General features: G+C 71.3%; 13 protein-coding genes. 6 read left to right on the top strand and 7 right to left on the bottom strand.

Annotated features, from left to right (window positions below; genetic code table 11):
- Positions 1–17 precede the first annotated feature (17 nt).
- Positions 18–986 carry a carbohydrate ABC transporter permease gene (locus ACQEWB_RS47125; RefSeq protein ID WP_432842669.1) on the bottom strand — a complete coding sequence of 323 codons (969 nt, stop codon included), beginning with the start codon at positions 984–986 and terminating at the stop codon, positions 18–20.
- A gap of 167 nt (positions 987–1153) precedes the next feature.
- Between ACQEWB_RS47125 and ACQEWB_RS47130 the strand changes: the two genes are divergently transcribed.
- Both ACQEWB_RS47130 and ACQEWB_RS47135 read left to right on the top strand, forming a co-directional pair.
- Positions 1154–2314, top strand: coding sequence for an ROK family protein (locus ACQEWB_RS47130; protein WP_432842671.1), 1161 nt, complete (start codon positions 1154–1156; stop codon positions 2312–2314).
- 143 nt (positions 2315–2457) lie between these two features.
- Positions 2458–2643 (top strand): hypothetical protein, encoded by a 186-nt coding sequence (locus tag ACQEWB_RS47135; RefSeq protein ID WP_242767312.1) that lies wholly within the window; start codon positions 2458–2460, stop codon positions 2641–2643.
- Positions 2644–2892: 249 nt separating this feature from the next.
- Here the strand turns inward: ACQEWB_RS47135 and ACQEWB_RS47140 are convergent, their stop codons facing one another.
- The 3 genes from ACQEWB_RS47140 to ACQEWB_RS47150 form a co-directional block, all read right to left on the bottom strand.
- Positions 2893–4275, bottom strand: a complete 1383-nt coding sequence (locus ACQEWB_RS47140; protein WP_432842673.1) for a S1 family peptidase — start codon at positions 4273–4275, stop codon at positions 2893–2895.
- Between the two features lie 141 nt (positions 4276–4416).
- Positions 4417–5247 (bottom strand): SAM-dependent methyltransferase, encoded by an 831-nt coding sequence (locus ACQEWB_RS47145; protein ID WP_432842675.1) that lies wholly within the window; start codon positions 5245–5247, stop codon positions 4417–4419.
- A 54-nt stretch (positions 5248–5301) separates the two neighbouring features.
- On the bottom strand, positions 5302–6339 hold the full coding sequence (locus ACQEWB_RS47150; RefSeq protein ID WP_432842677.1) for a hypothetical protein: 1038 nt from the start codon (positions 6337–6339) through the stop codon (positions 5302–5304).
- Here ACQEWB_RS47150 and ACQEWB_RS47155 point away from each other — a divergent pair.
- The 3 genes from ACQEWB_RS47155 to ACQEWB_RS47165 are packed head-to-tail and all read left to right on the top strand — an operon-like array spanning position 6338 to position 8728.
- Entirely contained in the window at positions 6338–7522 is a 1185-nt protein-coding gene (locus ACQEWB_RS47155) for a MalY/PatB family protein (protein WP_432842679.1), read from the top strand. The two genes, ACQEWB_RS47150 and ACQEWB_RS47155, sit on opposite strands and share 2 nt — an antisense overlap.
- Before the next feature lie 51 nt (positions 7523–7573).
- On the top strand, positions 7574–8332 hold the full coding sequence (locus tag ACQEWB_RS47160) for a type 1 glutamine amidotransferase domain-containing protein (protein ID WP_432842681.1): 759 nt from the start codon (positions 7574–7576) through the stop codon (positions 8330–8332).
- A 9-nt stretch (positions 8333–8341) separates the two neighbouring features.
- The gene (locus ACQEWB_RS47165; protein ID WP_432842683.1) at positions 8342–8728 is read left to right on the top strand and encodes a PPOX class F420-dependent oxidoreductase; all 387 of its coding nucleotides are present in this window, start codon (positions 8342–8344) and stop codon (positions 8726–8728) included.
- A gap of 64 nt (positions 8729–8792) precedes the next feature.
- On the opposite strand, the gene ACQEWB_RS47170 is transcribed toward ACQEWB_RS47165, so the two are convergent.
- On the bottom strand, positions 8793–11576 hold the full coding sequence (locus ACQEWB_RS47170) for an alpha/beta hydrolase family protein (protein WP_432842685.1): 2784 nt from the start codon (positions 11574–11576) through the stop codon (positions 8793–8795).
- 215 nt (positions 11577–11791) lie between these two features.
- Here ACQEWB_RS47170 and ACQEWB_RS47175 point away from each other — a divergent pair, with 215 nt between their 5' ends.
- On the top strand, positions 11792–13198 hold the full coding sequence (locus ACQEWB_RS47175) for a Gfo/Idh/MocA family protein (RefSeq protein ID WP_432842687.1): 1407 nt from the start codon (positions 11792–11794) through the stop codon (positions 13196–13198).
- On the opposite strand, the gene ACQEWB_RS47180 is transcribed toward ACQEWB_RS47175, so the two are convergent.
- On the bottom strand, positions 13180–13593 hold the full coding sequence (locus tag ACQEWB_RS47180) for a Zn-ribbon domain-containing OB-fold protein (RefSeq protein WP_432842689.1): 414 nt from the start codon (positions 13591–13593) through the stop codon (positions 13180–13182). The two genes, ACQEWB_RS47175 and ACQEWB_RS47180, sit on opposite strands and share 19 nt — an antisense overlap.
- A 138-nt stretch (positions 13594–13731) precedes the next feature.
- On the bottom strand, positions 13732–14400 hold the full coding sequence (locus tag ACQEWB_RS47185; RefSeq protein WP_432844369.1) for a TetR family transcriptional regulator: 669 nt from the start codon (positions 14398–14400) through the stop codon (positions 13732–13734).
- Position 14401: the final 1 nt, after the last annotated feature.

A 14401-nucleotide genomic window follows, 5' to 3' on the forward strand; every position in this document is an offset into this window, starting at 1 on the left:
GTCGGTCTCCTCTCCCGTCAGCCGAGGTCGCTCTGGCCGGCCCGGGTGATCCGGTACTGGAGGACGGTGATCGCGCTGAGCACGACGAGCAGGGCCACGGACATCGCCGAGGCGTAGCCGAACTGGAAGCGGCCGAACGCCGCGCCGTAGATGTAGTACTGGAGCACGTTGGTCGCGTTCGCCGGACCGCCCGCGGTCGTCACGGCGACCGTGTCGAACACCTGGAACGAACCGATCACCGTCATGATCAGAACGACCGCCAGGACCGGCCGCAGCAGCGGCATCGTGATCCGCCAGAACATCCGCCACTCGCTCGCGCCGTCCACCTTCGCGGCCTCGTACACGTCGTTCGGGATGGCCTGGAGTCCCGCGAACAGCAGCAGCGCGGTGTAGCCGACGTGCCGCCACACGTTGATCAGTGCGATCGTCGGGATGGCCCAGGTCTCGTCGGCGAGGAACGGGACGCGGTCGAAGCCGAGTCCGGCGATGATCTGGTTGCCGATGCCGAGCTGGTTGTCCAGGATCCACAGCCAGACCAGACCCGCGACCACGTTGGACATCAGATAGGGCGTCAGCACGATCCCGCGCAGCATGGCCGACTGGGTCAACCGCTGCAGCAGTACGGCGATGGCGAGCGCCGACACCGTCTGGATGCCGATGTTGATGAGCACGTACTCGACGGTGACCTTCAACGAGTCCCAGAAGATGGGGTCGTGGACCATCCGCACGTAGTTGTCGAGGCCCACCCACTTCGCCGGGGTGAGCAGGTTGAAGCGGGTGAAGCTCAGGTAGATGCCCCGCAGCGTCGGCCAGAGCAGGAAGACCGTGAAGCCCAGCAGCGCCGGTGCGATGAACACCGCGGCGAGCCGTCCGTCGCCCCCGCCCTCACGGGCCCTGGCCCGCCGTCCTGTCCTCGCTGTCGTGCGGGCCTCCGGTGCGCCGCCGAGCGGCAGACGCGACGGAGGGCTGCTGGAGGCGATGGTCATCGGGAGACTCCCTCGTCCGCGGCGGCTCGTCCTCGGTCACTTACTTTTGTTGCGAAAGAATCAATGCGTCAAGGGGGTGGCCCACATCTTTTTCCGAACCCCTTCAGCGCACTATGCTGAGCTGGTTGCTTTCACGGTAAAAGAAAACATGTGGGAGTCTGACGTCCATGACCACAGTTGCCGCCAGCTGGCTTCCGCTCAGTCCCGGTGAGCGCTCGGTTGCGATCGAGGTGCTGGTGAACGGCCCGCTGTCGCGCACCGAGATCGCCCGCCGGCTCGACCTCTCCCAGGGCAGCCTCACCCGGCTGACCAAGCCGCTGATCGAGTCCGGGCTGCTGATCGAGGTCACCGAGGCCGGCGCCCCGCCGGAGGTCCGCCAGGGCCGCCCCTCGCAACCCCTCGACGTCGTCGCCGAGTCCCGCTCCTTCATCGGCTTCAAGATCACCGAGGACATGGTCTACGGTGTCGTCACCACCCTGCGCAGTGACATCGTCGCCCGCCACGACCGCCCCCTCACCACCCACGAGCCCGCCGGGGTCGCCGACCTGCTCGCGGAGATGACCGCCGAGCTCGCGGCCGCCCACCCGCGGCTCGCCGGGATCGGCATCGGCGTCGGCGGCCTCGTCGAGGACCGCTCCGTGGTGGGGGAGTCGCCCTTCCTGCGGTGGCGCAACGTGCCCCTCGCCGGACTGGTCGAGGAGCGGACGGGCCTGCCCGTGGTCGTCGAGAACGACGTCGCCGCCCTCGTCGAGGCCGAGACCTGGTTCGGGGCGGGCCGGGGCCTGGACCGCTTCGTCGTACTGACCATCGGCGCCGGCATCGGCTACGGGCTGGTCCTGGGCGGCAGACGCGTGCCCAACGCCGAGGAGGACCGGGGCTTCGGCCGGCACTGGATCATCGACCCCAGTGGCCCGCTCACCCCCGACGGCGAGCGGGGCAGCGCCGTCTCGCTGCTGACCATCCCCAACATCCGCTACCAGGTCCGGGCCGCCACCGGCCGCGACCACACCTACGAGGAGATCCTCGCCCTGGCCGCGGCCCGCGAGTCGATGCCCGCCCGGGTCGTCGCCGAGGCCGCCCGCGCGCTCGGCATCCTGGTCGCGCAGATCTCCAACTTCGTGATGCCGCAGAAGATCCTGCTTGCCGGAGAGGGGGTCGGCCTGATGGACGTGGCGGGGGACTCGGTGCGGGCGGCGATCGCCGCTCAGCGGCATCCGCGGGCCGCCCCGGTCGCGCTGGAGACCAAGGTGTCCGACTTTCACGACTGGGCCCGCGGTGCCGCCGTCCTGGCGATTCAGGTGCTGGTGCTCGGGGCGGCCGACGGGTGAGGATTCGCAGGCAATCCCGCCAACTCCCCGAAGGATGTTGCGAACTTCCCGCCCTGGTTCGACAGATCGACGTGATCAGTAACACGGTCCGATATGTCTGTTTCCTTAGTGATTACTCACATCGCCTTCACCCCCGGAGCCGTATGCTTCACACCATGTCCACCACTGTTGAACCCGCTACCGATCGCTCGGCTGACGAGGTCAACGAGGAGATCCGCGCCCTGTGGCGCCGGTCGGGCGGGACACTGAGCGGCGAGCAGCGCGAGGAGTACCAGCGGCTCGTCCTCGAGTGGGCCGCCGCGGCCCCGCAGCCCGCGCGGGCCGCCTGACCACCGCCCTCCGAAGCCCGCGGCGCACTCCGGCGCCGGACCTGGGCACCCCTGAGGGGACGGGCCCTCTCCTCGCACTGGCCTCGACGGTCTGCCACGGCATCGTCGACTTCACCGCCCGTATGCTGTCCCGCCGGGCGCCTGTCGGCTCCGTCCACCCCGTCGATCTGCTCTGGGGAGCCCTGTCCGGCTGTCGCGGCCTGACTCTCCTGCACTCGCGAGTCGCCCGGAGGCAGACGGTGGGTGCCGTCAGCCCCAAGTGGCCGAGTAGTAGCGCCGGTACTCCTTGCGGTCCTGTTCCGCGCGGATGTAGCGGGTGGCCACCAGGGCCAGCAGGCTGCCGCCGATGACCAGCATGCCGGGGCCGATGTTGCGGGGGTCGGTGAGGCGGGCCAGCAGGGTCGAGCCGCTTGCCAGGCCCGTCGTCGGGGCCGTGGAACCGGGCGTGGTGGTGTTCGGGGCGATCGCGCTGTGCGTGGCCGACGCGGACGGCGCGGGGCTCTGCGAGGCGTTCTGGCCGGCGGCGGCCTGCTTCGACACGATCAGCTGGACACCGAGCGCCTGCATCGCCTTCGTCACCGGCTGGAAGAACGTCGTGCCGCCCGACGTGCAGTCGCCGCTGCCGCCCGAGGTCACCCCGAGCGCGATGCCCTCGGAGAACAACGGGCCGCCGCTGTCGCCGGGTTCGGCGCACACGTTCGTCTCGATCAGCCCGGTCACCGTGCCCTCCGGGTAGTTGACCGTGGCGTCGAGGCCCTTCACCTCGCCGTCGTGCAGTCCGCTGGTGCTGCCGCTGCGGAACACCCGTTCCCCGACGGCCGGATCGCCGACGCCGGTGATCCGCACCCCGTTGCCGTTGCCGATCGCCACGATGTCGGCGCCCTGCCCGGCCGTACCGCTGTCGTACTGGACCAGGGAGAAGTCGCTGCCAGGGAAGTTCTGCTGGACCGTCTTGCCGAGCTGCTGGGAGCCGCGGTTGTCGGCGAACCAGACCGAGCCGGTCGGCCCGCAGTGCCCGGCGGTGAGGATGAAGTCGCTCTGCCCGTTGGTCACGTTGAAGCCCGCCGAGCAGCGCCCGCCGGTCGACAGGATCGGCACCGCCCCGTTGACGCGGGTGGTGAAGGTGCCCTCGGTGCGCTGCATGCGGACGTAACTGCCGATGCCGGACGCCACCTTGGTCATGTCCGACCAGTCCGAGGCGGAGACGGTGCTGTCCGCCTGCACCACCACCTGGTTCGTCCGGTAGTCCATGACCCAGGCGGTCCCCGCCACCCGGGGAGCCGAACGCAGGGTCGCCGTCGCCTTCTTGAGCTCGTTCATGCTGTGCCCGACCATCTTGGCCTCGGCGCCCGCCTGTTCGACCTGGGCGGCCGCCTTCTGGTCGGTGACCGCGACGACCGTCTTCCCGTCGGCACCGATCCAGGTGCCCGCCGTGCGCGCGGTGCCGAGCTCGGAGACGAGCGAGGCGCCCGTACCCGGGGTGCCGTCCGTGGAGCTGAACGGGACGGCCGAGGTGCCGGGAGTCTCACTGGCCATCGCGGCCTGCGTGACCATGGCTCCTCCGAGGAGGAGTCCGCCGACGGCCGCCAGTCGCGTCACTCGCCGGACGATCCGTCGTCGTGCGTGCCTCATGCATGGCTCCCGAACCCGAACGCGCGGTGGTGACACCGCGGGGCCCTCCGGTCGTTGAGCGCCCCTACTCCATACGTCGCCCGGGACAGGAGTGTTCAGTGGGTGGACGATCAACTCACCTCATGCCGCCCGCCCCACCGATCACCTTTTGCGGCCCACCCCGCCGTAGATCCCCACGGCCTGCGGCCCGCCGTCCTCGTCGGGTTCGGGCCGCCACTGGGAGCAGGAGACGATGCCCGGCTCCAGGACCTCCAGGCCGTCGAAGAACCGGGCGACGGCCTCCGGAGTGCGCTGGGTCAGCGTCGGCGTGCCGTGCTCGTTCCAGAAATGGACCGCCGCGTCCACCCCGGGCATCGCCGGGCTGGTGATGGTGTGGGAGATGACCAGGTGGCTGCCGGACGGCAGGGCGTCCATGAGCTGCCCCACGATCCCGTACGGGTTCTCGTCCTCGCCGATGAAGATGACCACGCCCAGCAGCATCAGGGCGACGGGTTGGCTGAAGTCCAGGGTGTGCGCGGCGCGTTCCAGGATCGCGTCCACGTTGCGCAGGTCCTCGTCGAGATGGTCCGTACGGCCGTCGGGGTGGCTGGTCAGCAGCGCGCGGGCGTGCGCCAGGACCAGCGGGTCGTTGTCGACGTAGACGACCCGCGCGTCGGGTGCGAGCCGCTGGGCGACCTCGTGCGTGTTGTCGGCGGTCGGCAGGCCGGTGCCTATGTCGAGGAACTGCCGGATCCCGACGTCGGCGACCAGGTGATGCACGGCCCGGCCCAGGAAGAGGCGGTCGGCGCGGGCGAGTTCACCGATCTCCGGATGCAGTTCGCGGATCCGGTCGCCGGCCACGCGGTCCACCTCGTAGTAGTCCCCGCCGCCCAGCCAGTAGTTCCAGATCCGGGCCGTGTGCGGGCGCAGGGTGTTGATGCGTCTGCGCAGCGTAGCGGCGGGATCTTCCGTGGCTGCGTGGTTCTCGGTCACGGGTTCAGCTCCTGCGGTGCCGGGTGGGGGGCGTCAAGGTTGTCAATGGGAAATCTAGACGGCCGAGTTGAAATCCGCAGAGGGTACGGAGCGGTTGTTTTCTCCCACGCCGTTTTCCTCCCCGAACAGGGCCCGTCCGGCCGGGTCGCCCCACACCGACGCCGGGTCGACATACGGGCGCAGCAACGCCGTGAGCACGGGGTCCGCCCGTCCGTGCAGCACGTCGGAGGCGATCTTGCGGGCGATCCCGGCGAGGAAGTCCGCGAGCTGCACCCGCGGGTCCTCGCGCGCGACCACGAGCCGCACCCCGTCGAGCCCGATCCCGGCGCGCCGGGCGGTCTCCTCGATCCACGCGATCCGCTCCGGCGTCAGCATGTTCTGCCGGTCGTGCACGAGCCGGACCCGGCGCCCGCCCGCACTCCAGTGGGCGGCCGTCCGCACGATGGCCGGCAGCAGCGGATTGAGGACCGGAACCAGGACCGGCCTGTCGAGGATGGCGGCACGATAGGAATCCGCCCGGGGGCGGGCCGCCGCGAGCCGTTCCAGGGTGAGTGCGAGAGCCGTACGGGAATGCGTGCGCCGCAGATCGTCCACCGCACGGAAGAAGGTGTCGACGGGCTCGGCCGGCTCTCCGTCATTGCGTACGCGCAGCAATTGGTTGGCGGCCTCCAGGAATTCCCGCCAGCCTTCCTCCCCGAAGGCCCGCGGGCCGTCCCGGAACAGTGCGAGGCCCTCGGTGCCGTCGTCGAGCAGCAGGTCGGCGGTCCGGTCGACGACGAAGAAGGCCTTCTCCGTCAGATGCACATGGGCCGTCCCGTGAATCGGACCGCCGGGCGCCAGCAGCCATTCCAGCACCGCCCGATGCTTCTCCCGCAGCAGATGGTTCGCCTTGTACTCCTCCGCGGGCGAGCGAATCCGGTTCCGGATCTCCTGCACGAACCCGGCCGCGGAATCGACCGGCAGCCGCACACTGGCGTGCGCGAAGACATCGGTGTTCCCGCCGGTGAGATTCTCGCCGTCCGACCCCGACTCGTCGCAGGCCACTTCCAGCTCGTTCCAGGTCACCCCACGGCCCCCTATCTTGTGCCTCATGACCAGGATCCCGCACGACCCGGCCGGTGAACCGAATCCCCTCCGCGCACTCTCCCTCGACCACCTGCGCGCCCGTACGAGCATGAAATGGCGCACCTACCCGGCCGACGTGCTGCCGCTGTGGGTGGCCGAGATGGACGTCCCCCTCGCCGAACCCGTCGTCCGCGCGGTCACCGACGCCCTCACGCTCGGCGACACCGGCTACCCCGCAGGGACCGCATACGCCGAGGCGCTCGCCGGCTTCGCCGAGAAGCGGTGGGGGTGGGACGGGCTCGCGGCGGAGCGTACGGCGATCGTGCCCGACGTGATGCTCGGTGTGGTCGAAATGATCAAACTGGTCACCGGACCCGGCGATCCGGTCGTCGTCAACTCGCCCGTGTATCCGCCGTTCTTCCACTTCGTCGAGCACATGGACCGGCTGGTGCTGCAGGCCCCGCTCGGCGTCGATCAGCGCATCGACTTCGGCGCGCTGGAGGAGACCTTCCGGCACGCCGTCGCGGGCGGGCGCCGGGCCGCCTATCTGCTGTGCAGCCCGCACAACCCGACCGGCACGGTGCACACCGCCGGGGAACTCGCCGCCGTCGCCGCCCTCGCCGACCGCTACGGCGTCCGCGTGGTCGCCGACGAGATCCACGCCCCGCTGGTCGCGAGCGGCGTCGACTTCGTGCCCTACCTGAGCGTGTGCGGCGCGGACAGCGGCCTGTCGCTCATGTCCGCCTCGAAGGCGTGGAACCTCGCGGGCCTGAAGGCCGCCCTCGCGATCGCCGGCTCCGACGCTGCGGCCGACCTCGCCCGGCTGCCCGAGGAGGTCAGCCACGGCCCGAGCCACGTCGGCATCATCGCCCACACCGCCGCCCTGACCGACGGCACGGCCTGGCTGGACGCACTGCTCGCCGGCATCGACGAGAACCGCCTCCTCTTCGCCGACCTGCTCGCCGAGCACCTCCCCGAGATCATCTGCCATCCGGCCGAGGGCACCTACTTCGCCTGGCTCGACTGCCGCCCGCTCGGTCTCGGCGACGATCCGGCAGCGGTGTTCCTGGAGCGCGGCCGGGTGGCCCTGAACTCCGGGATCCCCTTCGGCACCGGGGGAGAGGGATACGCACGCCTGAACCTGGCGACCTCGCCGGAGGTGCTCGCGGAGGGGGTACGGCGGATGGTGGCGGCGCTCGACGGGAGCTGACGTGGGCGGTCGGGGTGTCATGGACACGTGGCAGCCCTGCATGATGGGTCCATGCGCGTGCTCATGCCCGTCCCCGACCACGATTTCGACGTCACCGAGGTCGTCGTCCCCTGGCGGCTGCTCACCGACGCCGGACACCAGGTCGTCCTCGCCACCGAACGCGCCGGCACCCGGCCCGCGGCCGACCCGCGACTGCTGACCGGCGTGCTCTTCGGGCAGCTCGGAGCGGAGGACGAACCCAAACGGTTCTACGAGCAGCTCACCGCCGCCCCGGAGTTCACCGCGCCCGTCGCCTGGGCCGACGTGGACGTGACGGCGTACGACGGACTGCTGCTGCCCGGCGGACACGCACCCGGCATGCGGCAGTACCTGGGCTCCACCGCGCTCCAACGGCAGGTCGCCCGGTTCTGGGCGCTGGGCCGGCCGGTCGGCGCGATCTGCCACGGGGTGCTGGTCCTGGCCCGCGCCGAGGACCCGGCCACCGGCCGCAGCGTCCTCGCGGACCGCCGTACGACCTGCCTGCCGAAGTACATGGAGCGCACCGCCTACCTGACCACCGCCTGGCGCCTCGGCCGCTACTACCGCACCTACCCGGCCTATGTGGAGGACGAGGTTCGCGCCGCCCTCGCCGACGCGGATGCCCAGTTCGAACGCGGTCCGCGCGTGCTCACCCGGCGCGGCACGGCCACCGACGACTCGCCCGCCTTCGTCGTCCAGGACGGCCATTACCTGTCGGCGCGCTGGCCGGGGGACGCGTACCTCTTCGCCCGCCGCTACCTGGAACTCCTCCACGCCACGAAGGGTGCCTAGACTTCCCGCATGGACGACACGCCGCTGGAGCGGCTCGCCGCGGGCAAGTACCTGCTGGTCACCAGCTTCCGCAAGAACGGCACCCCGGTCGCCACCCCGGTGTGGGTGGTGCGCGACGGCGACACGCTCGGTGTGTGGACGGTCGCCGATTCCTGGAAGGTGAAGCGGATCAGGGCCCGCGGCGACATCCTCGTCGGCCCGTGCGACCTGCGCGGCAACCCGACCGGCGCCCAGCTCCCGGCCACCGCCGAGCTCACCGATGAGGCGACCGTCGCCCACTATCGGCGGCTGATCGCCCGCAAGTACGGCATCGCGGGCCGCCTCACCCTGCTCGGCAGCCGCGTGCGGCGCGGCCTGAAGGGGACCGTCGGCATCCGCGTCACGCTCGCCCCCTGACACGCGTGCGGCCGTGCGGCCCCCTTCCGGTAACCGCACGGCCGCCATCACCACCGGTGCGGGCCTACGACGCGTCCAGCACCGTGCCCTTCAGCTCCGGACCCGCGGGCGTCGGGTCGCCGTTCTCGTCGGTCGACTGGAAGAGGACCGATTCGGCGGGCTCGGCGACCTGGTCCTTGATCGTGGGCAGGTCCACCTCGCCGCTGAGCTTCCCGGCCGGGATGTCCGCGCCAAGGAACAGGTACTTGATCGACGACAGCGGGCGCTCCGGATCCGGCTTCTCGCCGGAGGCGTTCTCCAGCCACGCCGGATCCACGTCCTTCGTGGACAGCTCCGGTCCCGCGGTGACGGGAGCGACGGCGAAATACCCGCCGAGGTCCACGTCCGCCGCCTCGGACAGCGACACCTTCCACTTCAGGGGCTGTCCCTCGGTGACCCGGTCCGCGACCGGCGTCACGCTCACCGCGGGCATCGGATCGTCGTTCTGCACGGTGATCCCACCCCGGTAGGAGCCGATCACGGCACCCCGGACGGCCTTCACCAGCACGGTGTCGTCGACGTCGTACGAGAAGCGCGTGTTGCCCTTCACCGTCACCGGTACGTCGATGTCATGGCCGCCCGGCCGCACCGTCACCAGGTGCTGCTCGGCCGCGCCGGTGACCGGGTCGACGACGTAGACGCGCACCTGGCCGCTGCCCTGCCCGGAGACCTGCACCGGCACGGAGTAGGTGCGGGTGCCGGAGTCGCCCTCCTTGACGGTCGTACGGCCGATGTCGACGCGCGGCAGTGCGGCCTCCCGTACCGCCGGGGTGCCGGGGCGCCAGCCCCAGGCGTCCATCAGCCAGGCCTGTCCCTTGGTCGAACGAGGCGTCAGTTCAAGGGACTTGACGTGCTTCAGGTCGAGGCCGGCCCGGGTCGCCGCGGTGAGCGGGACGCGGATCTCGCGGGCCCAGTAGGAGGCGGTGCGCTCGGTGCCCGGCAGCCCGTCCACGGTGACGCGGCCGAGCCCGGCCCGATTGCCGTGGGTGTCGGTGAGGGACACGTCGAGCTTCGTGCCCCTGGAGTTGGGCGGGACGATCACGCGGATGGCCAGGTCCTTGCCACCGGCGAGCTTCACCGGTGCGTCCGGGCGCACCTGCACGGCCGATCCGGCCCGCGTCCAGTGCAGTTCGACGGCGCGGCGGCCGACCTCGCGTTCGGTCTCCCACTGTGCGAAGTGCGGTGAGGAGCCCTTGGTGCCGGGGCCGAGGCAGGCCACGTCGGTGGCCGGGTCCACGGCCGAGCAGAGGCGCCCGCCGGTCACCGACATCCTGCCGTCCGGCAGGAATCCGCCGACGCGGTTCGCGCCGACCGCGTGGGTGAGCACGCGCGCCGGGTCCGCCGAGGGTGCCCGCCTGCCGGAACCGTCGAGCAGCGGCCGTACCTTGTCGTCGCCTGCGAGGAACAGCCGGGCCGCGGCCGCGATGTAGGTGCTGCCGGCCTTGTGCTGCTGGTTCGCCGTCAGCCGGGTCGCGGTGCCGGGCGAGCACACCGGGTCCCGCTGCTCGGGGTCGTTGTAGAAGTCGTCGTCCGAGGGGGCCTGGGCCTGCCCCGGAGTCCACTCCGTGTTGAAGAAGTTGTGGTTCGCGCCGACCACGTACACGGCGCTGTGCAGCGCCTTGCCCGCGCTGATCCCGCGGGTGCCGTCGACGAACACCTCGCCCTGGAGGTCGGAGACATCGCCGTCGCAGCCCGGCAGGATCGTGGCCGACGGCACGTCCGCGACCGGGTTCTGGCCGAAGATCGTCGGACCGATCAGCACGTTGCCGCGGATGTGCCAGCGCACCGGACCGTGGTAGCCGTCCTGCGCGGCGGGCGGCGGATAGAGGCTGTCGAGGGCCGCACGGTTGACGCCCTCGCCGCCGCGCGAGTGCCCGACGAGCAGCACGCGGGAGAGGTCGGCCTTCGGCGCGGCACGGACGACGGCGGGCGCCGAGGCCGGGTTCGCCGCCCAGTCGGCCCAGCGGGCCAGATGCTGCCGGACCAGCGAGGAGCGGGCCTGCGCGCCGCCGTCCTCGGCCGCGTAGTCCTGGCCGTTGATGCCGTTGGCCGAGATCGACACGGTCACATAGCCCTGCGAGGCGAGAAGTTGCTGGTCGCGCAGATAGCCGCGGTAGCTCGGGATCGGCTTGGTGCCTGGCGGGCAGGGCCAGTCGCCGGTCACGTCCTCGCCCTTGTAACAGGTGGAGTGGCGGCCGTGCAGGAACAGTGCGAGGGGCCGCTTGCCGGTGACGCCCTTGGGCGCGACCACCACGGCTTTCATCTCGACCGGTTCGGGGAAGTCGGGCAGCTTCACCGGGTCGAGGTCGTACTCGCCGGTGGTGGTGCCGTAAGAACCCGGCTTGCCCGGGTCGACGGAGTTCGCCGGAAGCTGCGCGGGCGGCCGGGCCGCTGCCGCCGAACTCCGCCCGCGCGGAGCCTCGGAACGGCCGGCGGCGTCCAACTCCCGCCCACCCGCGCGCACTTCAAGATTCTTCAGCGGGCTCGACGCCGCGCCGGTGTCCGCGAGGTCCAGACGGAACGTGCGCCCGTCCCTCCCCGGTTCCGGATGGCCGAGCAGCCGCTCGCCCGCGTAGAAGTCAACGTGCGCGTCCCCCATCGCGACCGGTGCGCTCGAACGCCACACCAGCTGCCGGCCGGCTCCCTCACCGGTGACCTTCCAACCGGGCGGCAGGCCGCCGCCGTTGTCGGCCACCGCCGCCGACGGTCCGGCATCCGACGGCTGCGCCGCCTGTGCCAACCCTGGCGATCCCCCCGCCACCGCGAGCACCGCAACAGCGGTCACCCATATTCGCCGGGCACGGATCAAGATGCCCCTCCTCAGGTTCAGATCCTCAAGTCGCGAGCTCAGGCACCCCGTTGGTCGGCGGAGGCCCCTCGCGTACCGGAGGACGTAAGACGGAGGCTGTGGGTTGTCTGTGTACGAGGATGTGATCGACGTCCGACGACTCGTTCGCGCCAACCGGGCCGGGCAGGCATGCTCGGCCGGCCTCCGGGATAGGGCACCCCCATGAGCCGAACCCCATGAGCCGAACCCCCTTGCGCGCCGCCGTCGTCGGCACCGGCCACCGCGCCCAGACCTTCACCCGGGGCCTCGCCGCCCGCCCCGGCCACCGCGTGGCCGCCCTGTGCGACCCGAACCCGACCCGGATGGCCTTCCACAACAGGCTGCTCACCGCGGAGGGCGAACCCACCGCCACCACCTGGGAACCCGACCGCTTCACCGACATGCTCGTCAAGGAGGACATCGACGAGGTCGTCGTCACCACCGTCGACGCCGAGCACGACCGCTACATCGTCCCGGCGCTGCGCGCGGGCTGCCGCGTCGTCACCGAGAAGCCGATGACCGTCGACGCGGCCCGCTGCGCACGCATCCTCGACACGGTCAGGACCACCGGCAACTCACTCACCGTCGCCTTCAACTACCGCTTCAACCCGGTCCACGAGAAGGTCCGCGCCCTGCTCGCGGAGGGGGCGATCGGCGAGATCCTCTCCGTCCACTTCGAGTGGCTCCTCGACACCCGGCACGGCGCCGACTACTTCCGCCGCTGGCACCGCGAGAAGCACAACAGCGGCGGCCTGATGGTCCACAAGTCGAGCCACCACTACGACCTGGTCAACTGGTGGCTCGCCGACGAGCCGCAGGAGGTCTTCGGCTACGGAAGGCTCGGCTTCTACGGCCGTGCGGCGGGCGAACGGCACGGGCTGCGCCGGGAGTACGACCGCGCCCACGGTGCCGAGGCCGCCGCCGACGACCCGTTCGCCCTCGACCTGGCGGCCAACGACACCCTGCGCGCCCTCTACCTCGACGCCGAGCAGGACGACGGATATCTCCGCGACCGCAATGTCTTCGGCGGCCCGGTCACCATCGAGGACGACATGTCGGTCCTGGTCCGCTACACGCGTGGGGCGACGATGACGTACCACCTCACCGCGTACTCGCCGTGGGAGGGCTACCGGGTGATGTTCAACGGCAGCGCGGGCCGGCTGGAGCTGGAGGTCGAGGAGAGCCGCTGGCAGGCGCCGGTCACGCGGGTGACCTCCGGCAGCGGCGCTCTGCACGGAGACACGGCCGCCGAGCACGCGGGCGGCGCTCGGCTCACGCTGCGCCCGCTGTGGCGGCCGCCGGTCGACATCCCTCTCGATGCCGCCCACGAGGAGCACGGCGGGGGAGACCCGCGCATGCTGGACGCGCTGTTCGGGCCGGTCGACGCCGGACGGGACGTGCACACGTTCGGTGGGGGTCCGGCGGATCAGGGAGGCGCTCAGGACCCGGAAGGTGCGCGGCACCCCACCGCCACCGAACGCGACGGCGCCCTCGCGCTGGCCGTGGGCCTCGCGGCCAACCGGTGCTTCGAGACGGGACGGCCCGTCGCCGTCCGGGACCTGATCCCGGGGGTGGGACCGGCCGGTCAGGTCCAGGCGCGGTAGGGCTCGTCGACCAGCTGGAAGACCGGCTCGCCGCGCACCGGGTCCTTGGCGGTGGACAGGCGGACCCGGTCACCGCTGTGGATGCCGATCAGCGGGCCCATCACCCTGCCCCGCACCACGAAGCCCTCGGCCAGCTCGACGAGCGAGACATTGCGGGCGGCGGGGGTGTTGCGGTGCACGATCGTGGCATGGCGGACGGTGCCGACGCCCTCGCTGCGCTCGGTCCGCAGGTCGCTGCCCTGGCAGACCGGGCAGAGCAGCCGGTGGTACATCGACGTACCGCACCAGTTGCAGCGCTGGAAGACGATCGTCTCCGAGTCCGACGCCATGGGATCGAGCAGACCGGCCCCGGAGCCGACGGCCTGACGAGCAACGCTTCCTGAGTGGTGGTACACGCTGGTCAACTCCCTGCGCTCGCGCGGAATCCCACGTGCGCGGTTCGCTGTGCCACCGTGCACAGCCCCAATGTATGGCACTGAGTGCCAACCGTAAAGGCACTGCGTACCCTGAATTTGGCGGGTGTTTGCCGCGGGTCAGCCGCGGCCGAGCGCCGACTCGATCTCCTGGACCACGCGCCACAGCGGGGCGTCGCGCCGGGAGACGATCACGACCACGTCCTCGGGCTGCTCGTCGGGCAGCGGAGCGGGTGACGTGCCGAACGCGGACTGCACGTACCCCAGCGCGTGGTCCACCGTCGCGCTCGCGTCGCCCTGTCCGTCCGAACGCAGCCAGGACCGCAGCGCGTTGTTGTGCGCGGCCACCACGGCCGCCGCGATCACGTCCGCCTGGAGCGTCCCGTCGCGCCGGCCGGCGAAACGCGCGCGCAGGTACTCGGCGAGGGCGCGCTCGTAGCGCCACACCACCGACAGCTCGTAGGCGCGCAGCCCGGGCACCTTCTTGGTGAGCCGGTAGCGCTGCACGGAGAAGGTCGGGTTCTCGGCGTACATCCGCAGCACCAGCCGGGCCGCGTCGCACACCCGCTGCACGGGCTCGTCGTCGCCCGCGCTGTCGGCGAGGTAGGCCGTCATGTCGGCCAGGCAGCGCTCGTGGTCCGGGAAGACCACGTCCTCCTTGGACGGGAAGTAGCGGAAGAACGAGCGCCGTCCCACGCCGGCCAGGGCCACGATGTCGTCGACGGTCGTCTGCTCGTAGCCCCGCTCCAGGAACAGCTGGAACGCCGCCGCCACCAGGGCGTCCCGCATC

The organism is Streptomyces sp. CA-249302, from assembly GCF_050936785.1.
Classification (GTDB): Bacteria; Actinomycetota; Actinomycetes; order Streptomycetales; family Streptomycetaceae; genus Streptomyces.

Excerpts from the sequence above, each read along its gene's own strand:
- ACQEWB_RS47125 (WP_432842669.1), bottom strand. The coding sequence starts at position 986 with ATGACCATCGCCTCCAGCAGCCCTCCGTCGCGTCTGCCGCTCGGCGGC.
- ACQEWB_RS47130 (WP_432842671.1), top strand. The coding sequence starts at position 1,154 with ATGACCACAGTTGCCGCCAGCTGGCTTCCGCTCAGTCCCGGTGAGCGC.
- ACQEWB_RS47135 (WP_242767312.1), top strand. The coding sequence starts at position 2,458 with ATGCTTCACACCATGTCCACCACTGTTGAACCCGCTACCGATCGCTCG.
- ACQEWB_RS47140 (WP_432842673.1), bottom strand. The coding sequence starts at position 4,275 with ATGAGGCACGCACGACGACGGATCGTCCGGCGAGTGACGCGACTGGCG.
- ACQEWB_RS47155 (WP_432842679.1), top strand. The coding sequence starts at position 6,338 with ATGACCAGGATCCCGCACGACCCGGCCGGTGAACCGAATCCCCTCCGC.
- ACQEWB_RS47150 (WP_432842677.1), bottom strand. The coding sequence starts at position 6,339 with ATGAGGCACAAGATAGGGGGCCGTGGGGTGACCTGGAACGAGCTGGAA.
- ACQEWB_RS47160 (WP_432842681.1), top strand. The coding sequence starts at position 7,574 with ATGCGCGTGCTCATGCCCGTCCCCGACCACGATTTCGACGTCACCGAG.
- ACQEWB_RS47165 (WP_432842683.1), top strand. The coding sequence starts at position 8,342 with ATGGACGACACGCCGCTGGAGCGGCTCGCCGCGGGCAAGTACCTGCTG.
- ACQEWB_RS47175 (WP_432842687.1), top strand. The coding sequence starts at position 11,792 with ATGAGCCGAACCCCCTTGCGCGCCGCCGTCGTCGGCACCGGCCACCGC.
- ACQEWB_RS47185 (WP_432844369.1), bottom strand. The coding sequence starts at position 14,400 with ATGCGGGACGCCCTGGTGGCGGCGGCGTTCCAGCTGTTCCTGGAGCGG.